Source organism: Thioalkalivibrio sp. AKL10 (genome assembly GCF_000381845.1).
Taxonomy (GTDB): domain Bacteria; phylum Pseudomonadota; class Gammaproteobacteria; order Ectothiorhodospirales; family Ectothiorhodospiraceae; genus Thioalkalivibrio; species Thioalkalivibrio versutus.
Map to the genome: position 1 here is coordinate 120,306 of NZ_KB907143.1, position 17,635 is coordinate 137,940.

Annotated in this window: 18 protein-coding genes; 5 read left to right on the plus strand and 13 right to left on the minus strand. The window is 67.1% G+C overall.

Annotation, left to right across the window (positions count from 1 at the left end; all coding sequences use genetic code 11):
* Positions 1–34 precede the first annotated feature (34 nt).
* Together msrA and G333_RS0106290 are read right to left on the minus strand one after the other, a co-directional pair.
* Positions 35–655: a peptide-methionine (S)-S-oxide reductase MsrA gene (msrA, locus tag G333_RS0106285; protein WP_019627991.1), complete on the minus strand. Its 621-nt coding sequence runs from the start codon at positions 653–655 to the stop codon at positions 35–37.
* 91 nt (positions 656–746) lie between these two features.
* On the minus strand, positions 747–2,051 hold the full coding sequence (locus G333_RS0106290; RefSeq protein ID WP_019627992.1) for a PAS domain S-box protein: 1,305 nt from the start codon (positions 2,049–2,051) through the stop codon (positions 747–749).
* A gap of 96 nt (positions 2,052–2,147) precedes the next feature.
* On the opposite strand from G333_RS0106290, the gene G333_RS0106295 reads away from it, so the two are divergent.
* Positions 2,148–3,041, plus strand: coding sequence for a hypothetical protein (locus tag G333_RS0106295; RefSeq protein WP_047251398.1), 894 nt, complete (start codon positions 2,148–2,150; stop codon positions 3,039–3,041).
* A gap of 143 nt (positions 3,042–3,184) precedes the next feature.
* Here G333_RS0106295 and G333_RS0106300 read toward each other — a convergent pair whose 3' ends face one another.
* The 7 genes from G333_RS0106300 to G333_RS0106330 form a co-directional block, all read right to left on the minus strand.
* Positions 3,185–4,222 (minus strand): phosphotransferase, encoded by a 1,038-nt coding sequence (locus tag G333_RS0106300; protein ID WP_019627994.1) that lies wholly within the window; start codon positions 4,220–4,222, stop codon positions 3,185–3,187.
* Positions 4,219–4,503 (minus strand): MliC family protein, encoded by a 285-nt coding sequence (locus tag G333_RS0106305; RefSeq protein WP_018144242.1) that lies wholly within the window; start codon positions 4,501–4,503, stop codon positions 4,219–4,221. Before G333_RS0106305 ends, G333_RS0106300 begins: the two co-directional genes overlap by 4 nt.
* A 134-nt stretch (positions 4,504–4,637) precedes the next feature.
* Positions 4,638–7,118: an EAL domain-containing protein gene (locus G333_RS0106310; RefSeq protein ID WP_019627995.1), complete on the minus strand. Its 2,481-nt coding sequence runs from the start codon at positions 7,116–7,118 to the stop codon at positions 4,638–4,640.
* Between the two features lie 171 nt (positions 7,119–7,289).
* Positions 7,290–7,673, minus strand: coding sequence for a hypothetical protein (locus G333_RS0106315; protein ID WP_019627996.1), 384 nt, complete (start codon positions 7,671–7,673; stop codon positions 7,290–7,292).
* A gap of 206 nt (positions 7,674–7,879) precedes the next feature.
* On the minus strand, positions 7,880–8,905 hold the full coding sequence (locus G333_RS0106320) for a sensor domain-containing diguanylate cyclase (protein WP_019627997.1): 1,026 nt from the start codon (positions 8,903–8,905) through the stop codon (positions 7,880–7,882).
* 55 nt (positions 8,906–8,960) lie between these two features.
* Entirely contained in the window at positions 8,961–9,740 is a 780-nt protein-coding gene (locus G333_RS0106325) for a hypothetical protein (RefSeq protein ID WP_019627998.1), read from the minus strand.
* 7 nt (positions 9,741–9,747) lie between these two features.
* Positions 9,748–11,304 (minus strand): EAL domain-containing protein, encoded by a 1,557-nt coding sequence (locus G333_RS0106330; RefSeq protein WP_019627999.1) that lies wholly within the window; start codon positions 11,302–11,304, stop codon positions 9,748–9,750.
* A gap of 199 nt (positions 11,305–11,503) precedes the next feature.
* Here G333_RS0106330 and G333_RS0106335 point away from each other — a divergent pair, with 199 nt between their 5' ends.
* Positions 11,504–11,683, plus strand: coding sequence for a hypothetical protein (locus tag G333_RS0106335; protein WP_019628000.1), 180 nt, complete (start codon positions 11,504–11,506; stop codon positions 11,681–11,683).
* Here the strand turns inward: G333_RS0106335 and G333_RS0106340 are convergent.
* Both G333_RS0106340 and G333_RS0106345 read right to left on the minus strand, forming a co-directional pair.
* Positions 11,663–12,619, minus strand: a complete 957-nt coding sequence (locus G333_RS0106340; protein WP_019628001.1) for a pentapeptide repeat-containing protein — start codon at positions 12,617–12,619, stop codon at positions 11,663–11,665. The genes G333_RS0106335 and G333_RS0106340 overlap by 21 nt on opposite strands.
* An 85-nt stretch (positions 12,620–12,704) precedes the next feature.
* Positions 12,705–13,631, minus strand: a complete 927-nt coding sequence (locus tag G333_RS0106345) for a patatin-like phospholipase family protein (protein ID WP_019628002.1) — start codon at positions 13,629–13,631, stop codon at positions 12,705–12,707.
* Positions 13,632–13,780: 149 nt separating this feature from the next.
* Here G333_RS0106345 and G333_RS0106350 point away from each other — a divergent pair, with 149 nt between their 5' ends.
* From G333_RS0106350 to trxC, 3 genes are all read left to right on the plus strand, one after another.
* Positions 13,781–14,356, plus strand: a complete 576-nt coding sequence (locus tag G333_RS0106350) for a hypothetical protein (protein ID WP_018938120.1) — start codon at positions 13,781–13,783, stop codon at positions 14,354–14,356.
* A 38-nt stretch (positions 14,357–14,394) separates the two neighbouring features.
* Entirely contained in the window at positions 14,395–15,273 is an 879-nt protein-coding gene (locus G333_RS0106355; RefSeq protein ID WP_019628004.1) for a cupin-like domain-containing protein, read from the plus strand.
* Between the two features lie 373 nt (positions 15,274–15,646).
* The gene (gene trxC, locus G333_RS0106360; RefSeq protein ID WP_026182010.1) at positions 15,647–16,081 is read left to right on the plus strand and encodes a thioredoxin TrxC; all 435 of its coding nucleotides are present in this window, start codon (positions 15,647–15,649) and stop codon (positions 16,079–16,081) included.
* 58 nt (positions 16,082–16,139) lie between these two features.
* On the opposite strand, the gene G333_RS0106365 is transcribed toward trxC, so the two are convergent.
* Together G333_RS0106365 and G333_RS0106370 are read right to left on the minus strand one after the other, a co-directional pair.
* Entirely contained in the window at positions 16,140–16,496 is a 357-nt protein-coding gene (locus tag G333_RS0106365; protein WP_019628005.1) for a hypothetical protein, read from the minus strand.
* Between the two features lie 52 nt (positions 16,497–16,548).
* Positions 16,549–17,541: an MDR family oxidoreductase gene (locus tag G333_RS0106370; protein WP_019562965.1), complete on the minus strand. Its 993-nt coding sequence runs from the start codon at positions 17,539–17,541 to the stop codon at positions 16,549–16,551.
* Between the last annotated feature and the right edge of the window lie 94 nt (positions 17,542–17,635).

Below are 17,635 nucleotides of genomic sequence, written 5' to 3' on the forward strand. Positions count from 1 at the left end.
GTCTTGAACCGAACTTTAGGCCCGGGAAACCCAATCATTTCCATGGTGCCTCCAACCTGCTTGGTACGCCCCATAGCGCTTGCAGGCGCTCCTCCCGGCCGCAATGGGTCACGTAGTCGGCGTAGCGGTCCGGGTGGTTGCGGTAGTAGTTCTGGTGTTCGTCCTCGGCCCGATAGAAAGGTGCAGCGTCCCGTATGCGCGTCACCACCGGTTGGTCGAAGCGGCCCGAGCGGTTCAGCTCGGCCCTTGAGGCTTCGGCGATGGCGCGCTGGGCGGCGTCCTGCGGAAAGATGGCGGTTCGATAGTGGGGCCCGCGATCACAGAACTGCCCGTGGGGATCCAGCGGGTCAATACTGCGCCAGAAGACCTCCAGGATCTCGCTGAAGCCGATGCGCTCGGGGTCGAAGAGGATACGCACGGCCTCGACGTGGCCGGTGCGCCCGGTGACCACCTGCCAGTACCCGGGATCGAGGGTATGCCCCCCGGTATATCCAAGCTCGGTTTCAAGCACGCCTTCCAGCGTGTCGAAGGGTGCTTGCATGGACCAGAAGCATCCGCCGGCCAGCACCGCCTGTTCGGGCTCCTCGGCCTGGGTCAGGGCCGGCGCCAAGAACAGGAGTAGGGCGCCGAGCCAGAGTGTGCGAGTGAAGGACATGATGCCTCCCCAAGATGCGTGGGCCGTTGGTGAGACCCGTACCCGCGCGGATGGTGCCCGCCCCGGGAGATACGGACTCCCGGAGCAGTCCCTACGGGTGATCGCGCGGGATGGAAGAGATGGATTCCACGACCAGGTTGGCGCCGTCGCGGATCTCGTCGACGATGCCCTGGACGGTCTGGACCTGGGCGTCGGCCTGCTCGGCGACCTCACGGACCGTGTCGATGCGATCGGCGATTTCGCGTGTGCGTTCCAGGTTGCTGTTGATGACCTCGGCGATTCGGGTGGTTGCTTCGCTGGTGCTGGCGGCGAGCTTGCGCACCTCCTGGGCAACCACGGCAAAGCCGCGGCCCTGTTCGCCGGCGCGCGCGGCCTCGATGGCGGCGTTCAGGGACAGCATCCGGGTGGTCTCGGCCACGGTGCGGATGGTCTCTATGATGGACTCGATGTTGCGTGCCTCGGCGTTGAGACGTTCGACTGCCTCCTGGGTGCTGGTGACCTCGGCACGAATCTGCACGGTGTGCTGTGCGTTGAGCCGCAGTGAGTCCTCGCCGCTGCGGGCGTGATCGGCAGTCTTGCGGGCCATGTCGTGGGCGACGGCCGAGGCCTCGCGGGTGCGCTGCGCCGTATGCACGCTGGCGGTGATGTCGGTGGCGAACTTGATGACCTTCTCCACCCGGCCTTGTTGGTCGAGAATCGGATTGTAGGTGGCCTCCAGCCACAGCTCCTGGCCGTTGGCCTTCAGCCGCCGGAACTTCCCGCTCATGAGCTGGCCCTGCGCCAGGCGCTCCCAGAAATCGGGATGATCGCGATAGAAGGTCTCGTCGCAGAAGATACGATGATGCTGGCCGCGTATGTCGTCGAGGTTGTACCCGACCGCTTGGAGGAAGTTCTCGTTGGCCTTGAGGATCTCGCCTTCCGGGGTGAACTCGATCACCGCCATGGAGCGGTCCAGGGCGGTGAAGACGGCCGCCTGGTCGCGCAGTTGTTCCTGCTTTTCGGTGACGTCGTAGGCGATCTTCGCGATCTTCTCCACCTGGCCCTGGGTGTCGCGCACGGGGAAGTAGGTGGCTTCCAGCCAGATGGTTTCGCCCGTGCGCGTCACTCGGGGGAAGGTTCCGGTATGCGATTCCCCGGCCGCCAGGCGGCGCCAGAAGTCGCGGTACTGCAAAGAGCGTGCGTACTCGGGGCTGCAGAACATCCGGTGGTGCTGGCCGATGACGTCCTCGCGGGGGTGGCCTATGGTCTTCAGGAAGAGCTCGTTGGTATCGAGGATCTGGCCGCGCGGGGTGAACTCGATGTAGGCGACGGCCTCCCGAACTGCGTCGAGCACGGCCGCGTCGGTGGTTCCCGTAGCAGGATGGGCCGTCGGCGAAACGGCGGGGTTGAAGAACATGGCGAGCTCCTTGTGACCAGGTGCGTAGAGGCCGTTGAAAACAATGTACAGGTAATGTACAAGAAAAGTACAGATGTTTCCTGTTAGGAGCGATGTATGGTTGATTGGACAAGAATCAGGGTGCCAGCCGCCGCCCTCTGGCTGGGAGTCGCGGTCCTGCTGGCCGGGTGTGGGGGCACCTTCCCGCAGCCCGGTCCGGATCCGGGATTCGACGACGGACTGAGTGCGCAGGCCCTGTTTCAGCGAACGCTTGCGGCCCACGGCGGGGACCTGCGCGAATACCCGGGTGATCTGAATCAGGCGACCGATGGCGAGTGGGGGCGCGTGATCCAGCGTTTGCAGCCGCTGGTGGCGGACGGCGAGTACCGCGGCCAGGGTGAGGAGCGTTATCGCCCCGCCGATGATCTGTATGCGGTCCACTACACCGGTCCCGAGGGCACCAAGAGCGTCTTCCGCCACGGTGACGAATTCCGCTTGTACTACGATGGCGAGCGCAGTTCGGACCGCGACCGGATTCGCGCCAGCGCGATGACCACGGACGCCGGCGAGCTGTTCCACTACGGTCCGAGCTTCGTCAAACACCGGGCGACCGACATGGAGCGGCTGGCGGACCAGCGCGAGGGCGGTGTGAACTACCGCCGGGTACTGGCCACCATTGAGCCCGGGTTCGGCGAGGCGGACGAAGACCGGGTGGTGATGTGGATCCACCCCGAAACCGACCTGCTTTATCGCGTGCATGTCACCCTGAACGGCTTTGGCCCCACCCAGGGTGCCCACGTGGATACGACCTTCCTGGAGTACGCGGAGATCGAGGGGTACACCCTGCCTACGCGCTTCGAGGAACGGGTGCGCGGGCCGCTGCGGCTGTTCGTGCACGAGTGGTGGGTGACCGGTCGGGACAGCGGACGCGACTGGGCGCCTGCGGATGTCCGTGGGCCCGGTTTCTCGGGGGCTGCGGCGCCCCCCGCGGCGGACACTGCCGCACCGTAAGGGATGTGTTCGGGTGTGCCGTCATCGGCCCGCCATGAACGACGTGAGCCGACCCAGGGCCGATCTGCCGACTCCGAATGCCCCCGCGGTTCCGGCTGCGCCGGCGGTCGCCGATTGCTTGTGGGTCGCTGTGCGGCCGGGCCCTACTGGCTGGAGGTCGCGGAAGCGCTCGAATCCGGCCCCGACGGGATGTCGGACCAGCCACCTTCCTGAAGGCGCCGGACCACGGCCAGTGCCGTGCGGCGGCTGTAGTCGTGGATCTTCCAGTGATCCGGCATCCAGCCGACCAGGAAGCGGTAGAAGTCGGCCTGGGCAATGGGGAACAGCGCACGCCACTCGTGCTCGATGGCGCCGGCTTCCGTGCCCTTGCCCCGTTCGTTCAGGGCCTCGCGCAATGCCTCGAAATAGGCATCCAGCAGGTCGGCCTCCCAGTTCTCCTGTTCCCGTTCGTCCAGGCAGCTCCCGAGGAAATAGGCCACATCGCGCATGCCGCAGCCGCCCCCGACATACTGGAAATCCACGGCGGCGATGGCGTCGCCCTCTGGCGCAAAGCAGAAGTTGGCGACCTTGGCATCGCCGTGGACCAAGCTGCGATAGCGGGCGCCGGTCAGGGCGTTGTCGAGGGTCGCGGCCGTCTCGCGAATCCCCGGGTCCTCGATGGCGGCCCATTCGTCCGGGCGGGTGGCCAGGTGCCAGTAGCTGCCCTCGGGCCACAGGCCGGTGGGCTCCCGCCCCATGAAACGCGCGTGGAAGCGGGCGAGCCAGCGCAGGCAGAGCCGCGCCTCGGCGCGCGTCAGGTGGTCCCTGCGCTGCGGGAAACCGGCAGCGTCGAGGTCCTCCAGCACGATCAGGTGCTCGTCGCCAATGGTCGCGGTATCCAGACAGCGGGGCACTCGGGTGCTGGCGTCGCATTGGTTGGCCCAGTCGCGGTACCAGGCCATTTCCACCTGATAGGAGCGGACCTTGCGCTGATGCGAGCGGTTGTTGCTCCAGCCGCGCGGATGGTCCAGTTCGTCGGGGAACACGATGTGCTTAAGGATGACTGTGGGGGAGTCGCCGCCTTCAAGAAGGTAGCGCACGATCTCGCCGTAGCCGCTCCAGAGGGTCTGGATGACCGGGCCGCGCACCGCCGTGCGGGCACAGGTGGCCTGCAGGACGAAACGGGTCGCTGCGTCGGTCATCCGCGGTCGGGCAGGGCGCGACAGCTCCAGAACACGCCCAGCATCTCGAGCATGGCGGCGTCGTCGCGGGTCCAGAACACGATGTCGTCGGTGGGATTGGCGTAGCGCCCGCCGTAGGCCGTCTCGGTGGCTTGTAGTCGGGCGCGGGCCCCGTTGAAGGCCAGGACGGCCTGCTCGCCCTCGAAGGTGGCGGTGAGTTCGGGGCCGTAGGCGCAGATGTAGGCCACCTCGCGCGGGGCATCATCGCCCCGCGGCAGCGCGCTGCAGCCGGCGATCAGCATGATTCCTGCCAGTACGATTGCTAGGCGCACGCGGTGGTCTCCGGTTGGTGATGGTCCATCGTAGGGAAACACGGATCGATGTGCATGCTCGCTGCGTCGTCGCTTGGGCGCGCGAACATGGCGCGGGGAACCGCTCAGGCGCTGCGGCCCGGGTGCGCTGCGGCGGACGAAGCGGGCTCGGCGAGCATCCGTTGGCAGTCGGCGGCTGGCTGCGGGCGGGCAAACAGGAAGCCCTGCAGGGTCTGGCAACCGGCCTCCTGCAGGAAGGCTTGCTGCGCCTCGGTCTCCACGCCCTCGGCGACGGATTCGAGGCCCAGGTTATCCGCGAGGCTGAGGATGGTGCGCACGATGGCGCCCGCGCTCGACTCGGTTTCCAGGTCCGCGACGAAGCAGCGATCAATCTTCAGCACATCCAGCGGAAAACGGCGCAGATAGGCCAGCGATGAATACCCGGTGCCGAAGTCGTCCAGGGCTACGCGCACACCGCGCTCGCGAAACTGCCCCAAGGTGCGGATGACCTGGTCGGTATCGGCCATCAGCATGCTCTCGGTGACCTCCAGCTCCAGGGCGTCCGCACTCAGCTGGGTGTGTTCCAATACCCGGTCGATGCTGTGCGCCATCTGGCGATCCCGAAACTGGGGGGCGGCCAGATTGACGGACACGCGGACCGGTGGCAGCCCGGCCTGATGCCAGTCCCGACACTGACGGCAGGCCTCGGTCAGTATCCACTGGCCCAGTTCGACGATCAGCCCGGTCTCTTCGAGGATTGGGATGAAGGCGCCCGGCGAATGTACCGTGCCGGCGCCATCCTCCCAGCGCAGCAGGGCCTCGACGCCTACGATCCGGCCATCGCCGGCCGCCACCCGCGGCTGGTAGTGGAGAAAGAACCCTTCCTGGTGATCGACCGCGCGCCGCAGTTGGCCCTCCAGCGAGACGCGTGTCCGCACGTCATTGTTGAGCTCGCCGGAACAGAACTGGATGGCATTGCCCTCGGTGCGCTTGGCCTGGTGCATCGCGGATTCGGCGCGGCGCATCAGGTCGGACGCATCCTGGGTGTCGTGGGGATACACGGCGACCCCGACGGAACCGGGCACATAGAGCTCGTGCTCGCCAGCCTTGATGATCTGGCGCAGCGGCTCCAGCAGGCGGGTGACCGCGCCGGCGACCGAGCCGGGAGACTCCACCGGGAGCAGAGCGCCGAACTCGTCGCCGCCCAGGCGTGCCAGTACGCCACCGACCGGCAGACGGTTTTCCAGGCGCCGGGCCACATGTTGCAGGACCTCGTCGCCGGTGGCCTGGCCCATGCCTTCGTTGACGCTCTTGAAGCGATCCAGGCCGATGTGGGCCAGCACCAGTGGACGCCCCAGGCGCTCGGCATCGGTGACGGCCTGGTCGGCGCGTTCGGCAAAGCGGGTGCGGTTGGGCAGGCCGGTGAGGGCGTCGTGGTAGGTGATGAAATGGAGGTGGCGCTCCGCCTCGCGCCGTTCGGTGATGTCGTGCACCACGCCGGCCATGCGTTGGGGCCGGCCCTGGGTATCGAAGTCCACGCTCCCGCGCTGGTAGACGATGCGGACGGAGCCATCGGGGCGGACGATGCGGTGCTCGATGTCGTATTCCGGTCCTCCGGGGGTGAGGGCGTCGTCGACCGCGCGCTGCACGCGCTCGCGGTCGTCCGGGTGCACGGCCTGCATGAACGCCTCGTGGGTCGCACCCCATTGGTCGTATTCGAGGCCGAAGATGCGGAACACCTCGCTGGACCAGCGGATGCCCCCGGCGTCGAAGTCCGAGATCCAGTTGCCCAGATGGGCGATCTGCTGCGCCTCCTGCAGTTCCGCCTCGCGCCGTTCCAGCGCCTCGCGCGCCGCGCGACGCTCGGTGATGTCCTGGAACGAGACCACGGCGCCGGTAACACGGTTGCGGGCATCGAACAGCGGGGCGGCGTTGATCAGTACCGGGAACCCGTGTCCCGCGCGGCTCCAGAAATACTCCTCGCAGGCCTGCAACGGCTCGCCGGTGCGCAAGACTCGGTAGACCGGGCATTCCGTGGCGGGGAAGGCTTGGCCGTCGGGCCGGCTGTGGTGCGACAGTTCGTGCGAATTGTGGCTCAGGGCCTCGTCTTCGCTGGCGAACCCGAGCAGTTCGCAGGCCGCGGGGTTGAGAAAGGTGTAGTTGCCATCGGCGTCGATGCCGAAGACGCCCTCGGCCAGGCTCCCCAGCAGGTTCTCGCGCAGGAGTTCGCCCTGCTTGCGGTCCGTGACGTCGATTCCGAGGGTCTGAAAATGGGTGATCTCGCCGGCCTCGTTGAAAAAGGCGCGGCTGGTCCAGCGGATCCAGCGGTCGGTCCCGTCGCCGCGGCGCACCGGGTTCTCGATGGTGCGCACGGGCGCGTCGGGGGTATAGCGCAGCAGGTCGGCGCGGTTCTCGGGCTGCCGCTCTTCGGGGAGGTCATGGATCCAGCGGTGCCCGAGCAGGCTGCCGGCGGGCGCCGCGAAGTATTCGTGGGCCGCCCGGTTGGCATAGAAGATGGTGGTGTCGGGTCGATAACAGATGATGAGGAAGGGGTGGTTTTCCACCAGGTCCTCGTACTGGACCTTCACCCCGGACGAATTGCTCATGCATTTCCCCTGTCGGACGCGTCCTGCTGGCCCCTTCCATCCGAACGCGTTGTCCCGAGTTTGTCAGGGGAGTTCTGAAGGCGCAAACCGTATTCAAGAGGCAGATTTCAGGGGCGGTCAAGCGGCGTCAACGCGGCGCGGTTCAGTGGGGCGCCGGTACGGGCGGAGATGTCAGCGCGGGCGTTCGCCGGAATCGAGTTCATCCAGCGGGTCGTGGGCGTCCTCGCGCTGGCGGACGCGTTGTTCGTGTGTCCGGGGGTCGGTAAGGGAGGGATCCGCCTGCACGTTTCGCACGACCAGGAAGGTCCATACCGTCGCAAACACCCACAGGAACAGACCGATTGCCAGCGGGAAGCCGCCGTAGCCGGAGATGCCGGCCAGGCCGGTCAGCAGGGCATAGGCGATCGACACGAGGGCGGCCGCCCAGGCAATGGCGATCGGCGCGGCGCAGCTGTGGGCGGCGGCGCCGTAGCGGTACGCCGCCACCGGCGGCAACACGATGCCGAGAAAACGGTAGAGCGCAGGTTCCCGCGCGGGTTGATGCAGGCTGGTCATGTCGATCCCTCTCTCCGGGGTGCCGCTTTCCCCGGAGTCTGGTCCGAATCCGGGATGTTTTCCACGTGGCCCGGCGACCGCTGCGCGAGGACTGGACGTGGATCACGGCCCTGGCGCTCGGCCCGGCCGCGGATGGACTGCGTTCCGGTCCCTGCACGGGCGCGGTCCGGTTGCTATCCGTTCAGATCACCGGCGATGGGGATGGTTCAGGGCCTGGGTTTGGCGGTGTCGGCCGCGGCAATGGCGACCCGGTCGCGCCCGCCGCGCTTGGCCTGGTACAGGGCGCGGTCCGCGGCCTCGACCACCTGCGTGGCGTGGCGGGTCTCGTTGGGGGTGAGGCAGCCGACCCCGGCGCTGGCGGTCAGTGTGGGGGCCACGCGGGAACTCGCGTGCGGGATCGCCTCCTCGCGGATGCGCTGCAGGCAGCGCTCGGCCAGCGCGTGGGCCGCGTCGATATCGGTGTCCGGCAGGATCAGTACGAACTCCTCCCCGCCCAGGCGTGCCAGCAGGTCCTGTTCGCGGCCGACGACGCCGGCGAGGCAGGTGGCGATCCGCTGCAGGCAGCCGTCGCCGGCCGGGTGGCCGTAGCGGTCGTTGTATTCCTTGAAATGGTCGATATCGAGCATGATGGCGGAGAGCGGGCGCTGGTCGCGCCGGGCGTGGGCCCACTCGCGTTCGAGTACGAGGTCGAACTGCCGACGGTTGGCGATGCCGGTGAGCGAATCGCGGTAGGACAGGGCCTCCAGTTCGGACTTCAGGCGCAGCAGTTCTTCTTCCTGTTGCTTGCGCTCGCTGATGTCGAACATGAAACCGACCAGGGCCTCCACCTCGCCGTCCCTGCGCACCACGTGGACCACATCGCGGATCCAGATGTAGTGCCCGTCCCGCGTCAGCGCACGATAGTCGGCCTCGTGGTCGACCCCGGACTGCGACTGGGTGACGCAGAAGTTGACGACCGATTCGCGATCGTCCGGGTGCATGCGCTCCACCCAGTCGTCGATGCTGACCCAGCTCTCCGGCGTCCAGCCCAGCAACGCCTCGATCTGCGGGCCGATATAGGTGAAGCGCATGGTGGCCCAGTCGATCCTCCACGGGATGGCGCGGGTGGATTCCAGCAGCGTGCGATAGACGGTGCTGTCCGGTTCCATCTCGGGGTGCGTGGTGGGCGATTCGATGCCCGGTCCCGGGGCCGTCCCTGTGTTCTCCGGCTGGTCGGCTGCGGTCGCGTTCATGGCGAATCAAGTCCTTCTTTGGGGCGCAGGCGGTATTGCGTGGTGGTTGGATTGATCAGCTGGCGGCGAGGGGCTGGATCAGCAGCTCGATCTGCGGGGAGAACGCCTCGCTGCCGAGGTTCCCGGCCGGAGTGGTGGTGCCGAAGACGCGCAGGACCAGGCGTTCGGGGGCGACCCCGGTGTTCTCCAGGCGGCGGCCCGCCGCCATCGCATCGTCCTCCGTGCCCTCCGACGAGGTGTCGGATGCGTCCATGCCGTGTCCATGCGCGATGACGGTCACCAGGCTGGCACCAAACTCGTCAAGCAGCCGGCCGATGGTATCCAGTGCGCGGGCCTGGTCCGCACCTTCCGGCAGGGTCACGCGGATACCCGAATCCTGATGATCGATCGCGCTGGGTTGTCCGGACAACTCCTGGCGCAGGCGGGCCCCCAGGACGTCCATGTAGTACCCCAGGCGGCCGGGGTCCAGGGTTTCGTGACCCTGTTCCCTCAGGAAGACGCGTCGTTCGCTTTCGGCGCTGGACGAGCGGGCGATGTGCAGGCCCAGCGACGGTTCGGTGGGTTCCGTCGAGCGGGTTTCCGTCTCCGTCTCGGTATCCGTATCCGTACCTGCGGCCGTGTCCGTGTCCGTATCCGTTTCGGGCTGGCTATCGGTGCCTTCGGGTGGCGCCGTATCGGTTTCCGGCGCCGCGGGTTCGGAGGCGGGGCGGTCGCCAGTGGGAGCCGTTGCATCCTGCTCCACCGGCAACAGGGCACAGCCCGAGGCCATCGCGGACAGTAACAGGGGGAGCGCCAGGATTCGGCCCGAGCGACGGGTGTTCGAAGATTGGAACATGGTCTCCTCAGTGTTGGCGGCACCAGTCGAGGAAGGCCTCGGCGGACAAGGGCCGACTGAAGTGGTAGCCCTGTCCGCCTTCCACGCCCTGCGCGCGCAACCATTCCACCTGGTGGGCCGATTCGATGCCCTCGGCGACGATCTGCAGATTGAGCGAGCGGGCCATCTCGATGATGTGGCCGATGACATTGCTGGTCACCGCTTCGTGAGCGATGGCATCGGCAAAGGTCTTGTCGATTTTTAGTGTATCCAGTTCGAAGCGTTCCAGGTAGGCAAGGCTCGAATATCCTGTGCCAAAGTCGTCGATGGCGATGTGGTGGCCGCGCCGGCGCAGTTCCCGCAGGCGGGCGCGTATGGCGTCTTCGTTGAGCAGGGAGCGTTCGGTCAGCTCCAGCTTGATCGCGGAGGGTGCGACACCTGCCTCGCGCAGGGCCTTGCGCAACGCATCCCCGAAGCGGTCGGAGGCCAGGTCGTGGCCGGTAATGTTGAGGTTGATGGCCTGCTCGGGATGCGCCCGCAGGTTGTCGCCCAGATCGCGGAGGATCGCGCGCAGGATCGCCAGGGTCAGATCGGTGGCCTGCCCGGTGTCCTCGGCGAGCGGCACAAAGACATCCGGGCGGATGGTCTCGTCGCCCTCGCGATGCCAGCGGGCCAGGGCCTCGGCACCCCGGCAACGGCCGTCCGCGAGGTCGACGATGGGCTGGTACTCGACACTCAGGCGCTCGTTGGCAATGGCCTCGCGCAGCTCGCTGGCCAGGCTCAGGTGGCGGCGCAGGTAATGCAGGACCAGGAGTAGCCAGAGGGTCACCAAGAGCAGCCCGAAGATGCCCGCCACGATCAGGGTCGAAAGGTAGCGATCCCAGAAGGCCGCCAGCGGCTGCGCGGCAATGATGTCGACCGGGAAGATCGTGTCCAGCGAGAAGCGGCTGACGATGCGCCCCTGGGCGCGGTCGACGCTCAGGCCAATGGGGGTGGTGTCGGGTGATGGCAGGTCGGCGTCAGCGGGATAGCGGCTCATGGGAAGGCCTTCGACCCACAGGCCGACCCGTTGCTTGTCCAGCAGGCCCGGACTGATCAACAGGCGTGGGTCGATCGCGACATCATGCTGGCCGAAGCGCATCAGGAACAGCTCCACACCGCCCACGGCGGTGTCCGCGCTCGGCCACCAGGCGACCACGCCGGTGTCGTAGATGCGGCTGGCACGCGGTGGTGTGAGGGCCTCGCCCTGGACAAACCCCGCACCGCACTGGCGTTCGGCCGCGCGCCAGTACCCGATGGCACGCACATGAGGCCGTGCGATGGCCGCGTCCTGAAGGCGTTCCAGGTGCTCCGGGGAGCAGGGTTCCAGGTCCAGCTGATTGAGGCTGTCCAGTAGTTCGCGGGCGTCTACCAGTGCGGCTTCGGTCTGTTCGCCCAGACGCTGGGAGAGTTCAGCCAGGCGCTTCTCCTCGGCGACCACGGATTCCTGCCAGAGGAACCAGCCCAGGGCGGCGAGCGGCAGCAGGATGCCGAGCAGGGTCGCGGCGGAGACCGAGAGCAGGACCTTGTCGCGTCGGGTGATCATATTCACCAGGGGCTGGAATCGAACGGATCGAGAGTAGCACGGGGCGGACCTCAGGCCGGTAGCCGTAATGTCACGGAGATTCGGCGCCGTCTATGGTCAGAATGAGGAGTCCGTGTCGGGAGGTGTTGCCATGAACCAGGATCGGGAAGAGGGCGGAGATGGGGGCGCGACGATGTCGCACGAAACATCCGGAACGCGAATGCCGCATGCCGTGCGCAGCCGGATCAGCATGCATGACGGTGTCACCGTCTGGTGCGACTGCTGTTCCTGCGAGGCCGAGCCGTACTGGGCGGAGGTGGCGGAGGAGCTGGGAATCGATCCGGATCCGGGCGTGGCACGTGGAGGGCGCGCCCGCGGGTCAGTCGCAGCTCCCGACTGAGTCACGGGCGCAGATGCGGCCGTCGGTCCAGATGCTGCGGCTTAGGTAAGCAGCGTCCAGCCGGGCACCGGAGAGGTCGGCATCGGTCAGGTTGGCGTGGGCGAGATTGGCATTCTCGAGGTTGGCGTCGACCAGGCGAGCCTGGATCAGGTCCGCGCCGGTCAGGTTGGTTCCAGCCAGATTCGCGCCCTCCAGTCCGGCCAGGGCGAGGTCCGCGAATCGCAGATCCGCGTCGGTCAGCCGTGCACCATGCAGGCGCGCGCCGGCCAGGCGGGTGCTGTGAAGTGACGCGCCCGTCAGGTCGGCACCGCGCAGGTCGGCGCCGGCCTTGTCACAGTAGTTCCAGTTGACCCCGGGCCCCGCGGCCTGTTCGCAGTTGGGCCCGGAGTCACGCTCGAAGGCAATCCCGAAGGCGAGCAGCAGGCCGATGGCCAGGGTGACTGCAAGGCCACCCGCGATCCAGGGCCGCGGCCCGCGGACCCACTCACTCCAGGGCGGCGCCGGCCGTTCCAGTATCTCGGCCCATTGTTGGCGATGGGAGATCGTCGCGGGCGATTCGGGACAACGGCGGTCCCCCTTGCGGCGCTCGCGGATCTCGGCGGGCGGGTTGTCGTCGCGCCGTTCCCGCCGGCGTTCGTCCTCGCGCAGGCGGGCCTGCTCCAGGCGTTCGCGGCCCTCCGGGGTGTGGGCGTTCTGCAACTCTTCGGGGATCAGGTGAGGGCGCTGGTCGATGCGCCACCAGGTCTCGCGGTCGAGGCTGACCTGGTCATCCGGGCGCAGCCGGCCCAGGATCAGGAAGCGGCCGATCGAGCGCTGAGGGTAGGGCCCGCAGACCTGATCATCGCGTCGGGTAAACCACAGCTCATGGCGTCCGTCGCCGGTTCCCGGGGGCGGATCTTTTGCGTCTGGCCGGGGATCGGGGTTATCGCTGGTCACGGTTCTTGCTGGCTTCCCTTGGCACCGCGTCCGTTACGGTGGATGCCGCGAGTATAGGGCATGGAACCGGGCTTCTGGGCACGGATTACCGGCTGGGGGCCGGGGGCTGGATGCCCCAGGTATCGAGCTGGTCGCGGAGTTCCCCGGCGGCGGGCTCCGCCTTCTCCAGGATTTCGTCGATCCGGTTGAAGTGCAGCAAACGGATGCCACCAGTATCCGGTACCAGGTAGAGATCCGGCGGGTCGAGGCGCGTCATGTGGCGGATGATGGAGCCCTGCATGATGCTGAAGCTCTTGAACAGCAGGTCGGTCATGCCGATCTCCTCGGTGGCGTTCGGCGAGCCATTGCCGGACACGTCCACGGCGATCACGTAGTCGTATTCGCCCTGCAGCAGATCATAGGGCAGTGGATTGGAGGCCCCGCCGTCGATCAGGGTCTGGCCGTCGTCGTGCCGGACCGGTTCGAACAGGCCGGGCACTGCCATGCTTGCCTCGATCGCCAGGAACAGGTCGCCCTGGTCGATCACCACGCTCTCGCCGGTGCGAAAGTCGGTGGCGACCACGGCGAAGGGGATGCGCAGGTCGTCGAAGTCGCGCGCCTCGGTGTGCTCGGCGAGGAAACGCAGGAACTCGCCCGAATCGAACAGGGCATTGCGGCCCAGTCGCAGGGGGACCAGGTCCAGCAGCTTGATCTCGGAGCGCGCCAGCCCGGTCAGGGCATCAAGCTCGGATCCGGAAAAGTCGTCGAACAGGTCGAAGATCTCGTCGGCATCGAGCCCCGCGGCGTACAGGCCGCCGATCACGGCGCCGATGCTGGTGCCGGTGATGCGGTCGGGCAGGACCCCCCGGTCGTCGAACACCTGCAGCATGGCGATATGCGCCAGGCCCCCGGCCCCGCCCGAGCCCAGCGCCAGGCCAATGGTGGGGGTGGGCGGTTCAGCGGTGTCCGCAGCCAGTGCGACCGGGGCGGTGGCCAGGAACAGGGCGAGGAAAAGGAACGACAGCCGTCTCATGGGGCGATGCGCTTCCGGGGCGTGTGGGTGTCATGCTGCTACCCTGAGCCCGAATGCACGGACGGGCAAGAAGAGGGGCGCGCATGCGGGTCACAACAGGCAGTGGCGAGAGGGTCCCCCGCGCCTTCAAGTGGAGCTATCTCGCCTTCGTGCTGGTGCTGGTTCCGGTGTATGCCGTGGTGCACGGCTGGTTCAATTTTCTCTGGTTTTCCAACGTGGCGTTACTGGGCGGGCTGCTGGCGGCCTGGCTGGAGAGTCGCCGGATCGCGAGCATGATGCTGGTAGCCGTCGTGCTTCTGGAGCTGGGCTGGGTGCTGGATTTCCTGCTGAGCATGGCGGTCTGGGGCTGGGCCCCGCTGGGGGTTGTGCACTACATGTTCAACCCCGAGATCCCGCTGTTCGTGCGCCTGCTGTCGCTTTACCACCTGCCGCTTCCGTTCGTGCTGATCTGGATGGTCTGGCGTCTCGGGTATGACCCCCGTGCCTGGCGTTACATGGTGGGGCTGGGCTGGGCCATCCTGTTGCTGACCTTCGCGCTGGCGGATGCCGACAACAACGTGAACTGGGTGCTGGGTCCGGGTGGGCAGGTGCAGGAGTGGATGCACCCTGTTGCATGGCTGGCGGTGGTCATGGCGGTATGTTCCGGGGTGTGGTGGCTCACGCATCTGCTGTCTGCCTGGCTGTTGCCGCAGCGCAGCACCGCGCGCTGCGGGCGGGCTTGGTAGGCTGACGGGCTTCCCCGAGCGAGGAAACGGGAGCGGAAATGATCGAGACTACGCCGGTAGAGCGGGTCGGGTTTGTCGAACCGGACACGTTCCTGCGGCAGTACAAGGCGGTCGCGCAACCGGTGATCCTGGAGGAGCTGACCCGAGAGTGGCCGGCACGGGAGCGCTGGACACCCGACTATTTTCGCGAGGTCGCCGGGGATGCCGTGGTGCCGCTGTATGACAGCCGGCCTGCGCGCGACAACGGGCATCAGCACGCCGCGTCCCTGCACATGCCGATGGCGGAGTACCTGGACCTTCTGGAGGGGGGCGAGCGCGACCTGCGCCTGTTCTTCTTCAACCTGGTTGCCGCCCGGCCGGCGCTGGCGTGCGACTTCGAGTTTCCCGAAATCGGGTTGCACCTGTTCCGCAAGCTGCCCGTGCTGTTCATGGGCGGCAAGGACGCGCGCGTGCAGATGCACTTCGACATCGACCGCCCGGATATCCTGTTGTGCCACTTTGGCGGGCCGAAACGCGTACTGCTGGTCGCTCCCGAGTACACGCCGTACATGTATCACGTGCCTTTCTCGTTCAGTGCGCTGGCCGCGGTGGACTTCGAGGATCCCGACTACCAGCGCCATCCGGCCCTGCGGCATGTGCGGGGCCACCTGGCCGAATTGCGCCACGGGGACGTGCTCTATATCCCGCCGGGGTTCTGGCACTACGTGCTGTATGACGACATCGGTTTTTCCATGGCACTGCGGGCGTTTCCGCGTGACCTGCCGGATGTCGCGCGGATGCTGAGCAACCTGCTGGTGACGCGGACTATCGAGGGCACCATGCGCAAACTGGTCGGGCAATCCTGGAACGACCGCAACGAACGCCGCGCGGTGGAACGCACCGAACACTTTCTCGCCCGGCATCCAGGGAAACACTGATTAATGTACGCGCTCGCGCTCGAGTCGCTTTTGCGTGCGAACAAGGCGCGGTGACTGCCGTGCAGTCATTCTGCACAAGGGAGCCGTAACGCCGTTCCCACGCCCGTTTTTGATCAACAACGGGCGGCCGAGCCCCTGCTTTTAATGGCTTGTGGGGTTGGCACCCCAGGTTCCCCGATCCTGCGTTGCGGCCCTTGCCGGTAGAACCACTACCGGCTGCGCACCGCGCCTGGTCTCGGAAAACCTGGGGTACCAACGCGGGCGTGTACATTGATCAGTGTTTCCCCAGCGGCCTGATGGATCCATGCACGCGCCCGCGGAGTAAGATCAGGGTGCTGACCTTTTCTTCTTCTGCCTGGAACGAGGTGCTGCCGTGAGTGAAGCCCTGCACGTGGTCTGTCCGCATTGTGACGCGGTGAATCGAATCCCTGCGACACGGCTGGGTGCCGGCCCGAAGTGTGGCCAGTGTCATCGGTCGTTGTTCGGTCAGGATCCGCTGGAACTGACCGCCACGAACTTCCTCCGCCACCTCGAGCGCAACGATATCCCGCTGTTGGTGGACTTCTGGGCGCCGTGGTGCGGCCCCTGCAAGATGATGGCCCCGCAGTTCCGCCAGGCCGCGGCGGACCTCGAGCCGACCGTGCGGCTGGCGAAGGTGAATACCGAGGCGGAGCCGGAGCTGGGCCGGCGGTTTGCGATCCGCAGTATCCCGACCCTGGCGCTGTTCCGCGGCGGACGCGAAGTGGCGCGCCAGGCGGGCGCGATGGGGGCGGCGGATATCGTGCGCTGGACCCAGAGCCAGGTTTAGCCGGGCAAAGGTGGCTTCGTCGCGGTCGTCAGCATCGTAGGATGCCGACGGTAATCAATCAGCGGCTGCCCAGTTCGCGCCAGGCCTCGTGGCCGCAGCTCATGCAGTGGTATTGCGCCTCGAAATGCCCCGGCTGGTTCGTACGTTCCCGAATCGTACCGTCCTGGAAGGTGAAGCTGCGCAGGGTGCAGCGCGGGCATTTTTCGACCGGGTCGCGGGGCGCACGTGGCTCGCTGGCCGCAGGCGTGTCGGTGCCTTCGGTCCTGTCGGCGGCGTCCTCCATTGCCTGATTGAGCTCCCGGGTCAACTCGGCCGTGACCCGGTGGGCGGCCTCTGTGGTGTCCTCGCGGGCCATGGCCTCCAGCTCGGCCAAGCGGTCACGGATGTGCTTTAGACGGGTTTCGAGTTCGGTCACGGGCGCCTCCAGGGTGGTATGCCCAGCATAGTCGGTTCGCGTTCGACGGGGGTTAATCCAGCCGGACTACTGTACGGCCGCGGATCTGGCCCTTCAGGATCGACTCGCCGTAGTCCGGCAGGTCTTCCAGGCCGATCTCGCTGGTGATGGCGTCGAGATCATCCCCGGGGAGCAGAGCGGCCAGGCGCTCCCAGGTGCCCCGCCGCCGCTCGGCGGGGCAAAGGACCGAGTCGATCCCCAGCAGGTTGATCCCGCGCAGCAGAAACGGCAGGACCGTGGTCTGGAGCTGCGCGCCGCCGGCCAGGCCACAGGCGGCCACCGAACGTCCGTACGCCATCCCGGCGAGTACATGGGCCAGCATGTCGCCGCCGACCGTGTCCACACAGCCGGCCCAGCGCTCGCCCAGCAGCGGCTTGGCCGGCGCGTCGGCCAGCGCCTCGCGAGCCACGATGGCGCTGGCGCCCAGTTGGTGCAGGTAGTTGGCGTTCTCCGGGCGTCCGGTCACGGCGGTGACCGTGTAGCCCAGGCGTGCCAGGAGCCGCACGGCGATGCTGCCCACGCCGCCGGAGGCACCGGTGACCAGAACCTCGCCGGTGCTCGGTTGCAATCCGTGGTCTTCCAGGGCCTGCACCGCCAGCATGGCGGTAAAGCCGGCAGTGCCCGCGGCCATCGCCTGGCGCGCGCTGTATCCGGGCGGCTGAGCGATCAGCCAGTCGCCGCGGACGCACGCGCGCTGGGCGTAACCGCCCCAGTGGGCCTCGCCGACACGGTAGCCGGTCAGCACGACGGGATCTCCCGGGCGGTAGCGCGGGTCCGCCGATTCGAGCACGGTCCCGGCCAGGTCGATGCCCGGCACGTGGGGATAATCCCGCACCAGGTTGCCCCGCCCCTGCAGGATCATGCCGTCCTTGTAGTTAAGCCCCGAATAGTGAACCTGGAGCAGGACCTCGCCCGCGGGCAGGTCGTCGAGGGTGAGTGTCCGGATCGTGGCCACCGGGCCGTCGGGCTGCGGTTCCAGGAGCAGGGCCTTGAAGGATTCGGTCATGCGAATCAGCGTCTCGTCAGGGAATGCAACGGCAGCCTAACAAACGGCCGTCTTTTCTGGCGCGAAGGGCGGGGAATGTTGCTAACCTCATTGA

What these genes read in the sequence shown, in the direction of transcription:
- msrA (WP_019627991.1), bottom strand. Translation starts at nt 655, where the DNA reads ATGTCCTTCACTCGCACACTCTGGCTCGGCGCCCTACTCCTGTTCTTG.
- G333_RS0106290 (WP_019627992.1), bottom strand. Translation starts at nt 2,051, where the DNA reads ATGTTCTTCAACCCCGCCGTTTCGCCGACGGCCCATCCTGCTACGGGA.
- G333_RS0106295 (WP_047251398.1), top strand. Translation starts at nt 2,148, where the DNA reads ATGGTTGATTGGACAAGAATCAGGGTGCCAGCCGCCGCCCTCTGGCTG.
- G333_RS0106300 (WP_019627994.1), bottom strand. Translation starts at nt 4,222, where the DNA reads ATGACCGACGCAGCGACCCGTTTCGTCCTGCAGGCCACCTGTGCCCGC.
- G333_RS0106305 (WP_018144242.1), bottom strand. Translation starts at nt 4,503, where the DNA reads ATGCTGATCGCCGGCTGCAGCGCGCTGCCGCGGGGCGATGATGCCCCG.
- G333_RS0106310 (WP_019627995.1), bottom strand. Translation starts at nt 7,118, where the DNA reads ATGAGCAATTCGTCCGGGGTGAAGGTCCAGTACGAGGACCTGGTGGAA.
- G333_RS0106315 (WP_019627996.1), bottom strand. Translation starts at nt 7,673, where the DNA reads ATGACCAGCCTGCATCAACCCGCGCGGGAACCTGCGCTCTACCGTTTT.
- G333_RS0106320 (WP_019627997.1), bottom strand. Translation starts at nt 8,905, where the DNA reads ATGAACGCGACCGCAGCCGACCAGCCGGAGAACACAGGGACGGCCCCG.
- G333_RS0106325 (WP_019627998.1), bottom strand. Translation starts at nt 9,740, where the DNA reads ATGTTCCAATCTTCGAACACCCGTCGCTCGGGCCGAATCCTGGCGCTC.
- G333_RS0106330 (WP_019627999.1), bottom strand. Translation starts at nt 11,304, where the DNA reads ATGATCACCCGACGCGACAAGGTCCTGCTCTCGGTCTCCGCCGCGACC.
- G333_RS0106335 (WP_019628000.1), top strand. Translation starts at nt 11,504, where the DNA reads ATGCCGCATGCCGTGCGCAGCCGGATCAGCATGCATGACGGTGTCACC.
- G333_RS0106345 (WP_019628002.1), bottom strand. Translation starts at nt 13,631, where the DNA reads ATGAGACGGCTGTCGTTCCTTTTCCTCGCCCTGTTCCTGGCCACCGCC.
- G333_RS0106355 (WP_019628004.1), top strand. Translation starts at nt 14,395, where the DNA reads ATGATCGAGACTACGCCGGTAGAGCGGGTCGGGTTTGTCGAACCGGAC.
- G333_RS0106370 (WP_019562965.1), bottom strand. Translation starts at nt 17,541, where the DNA reads ATGACCGAATCCTTCAAGGCCCTGCTCCTGGAACCGCAGCCCGACGGC.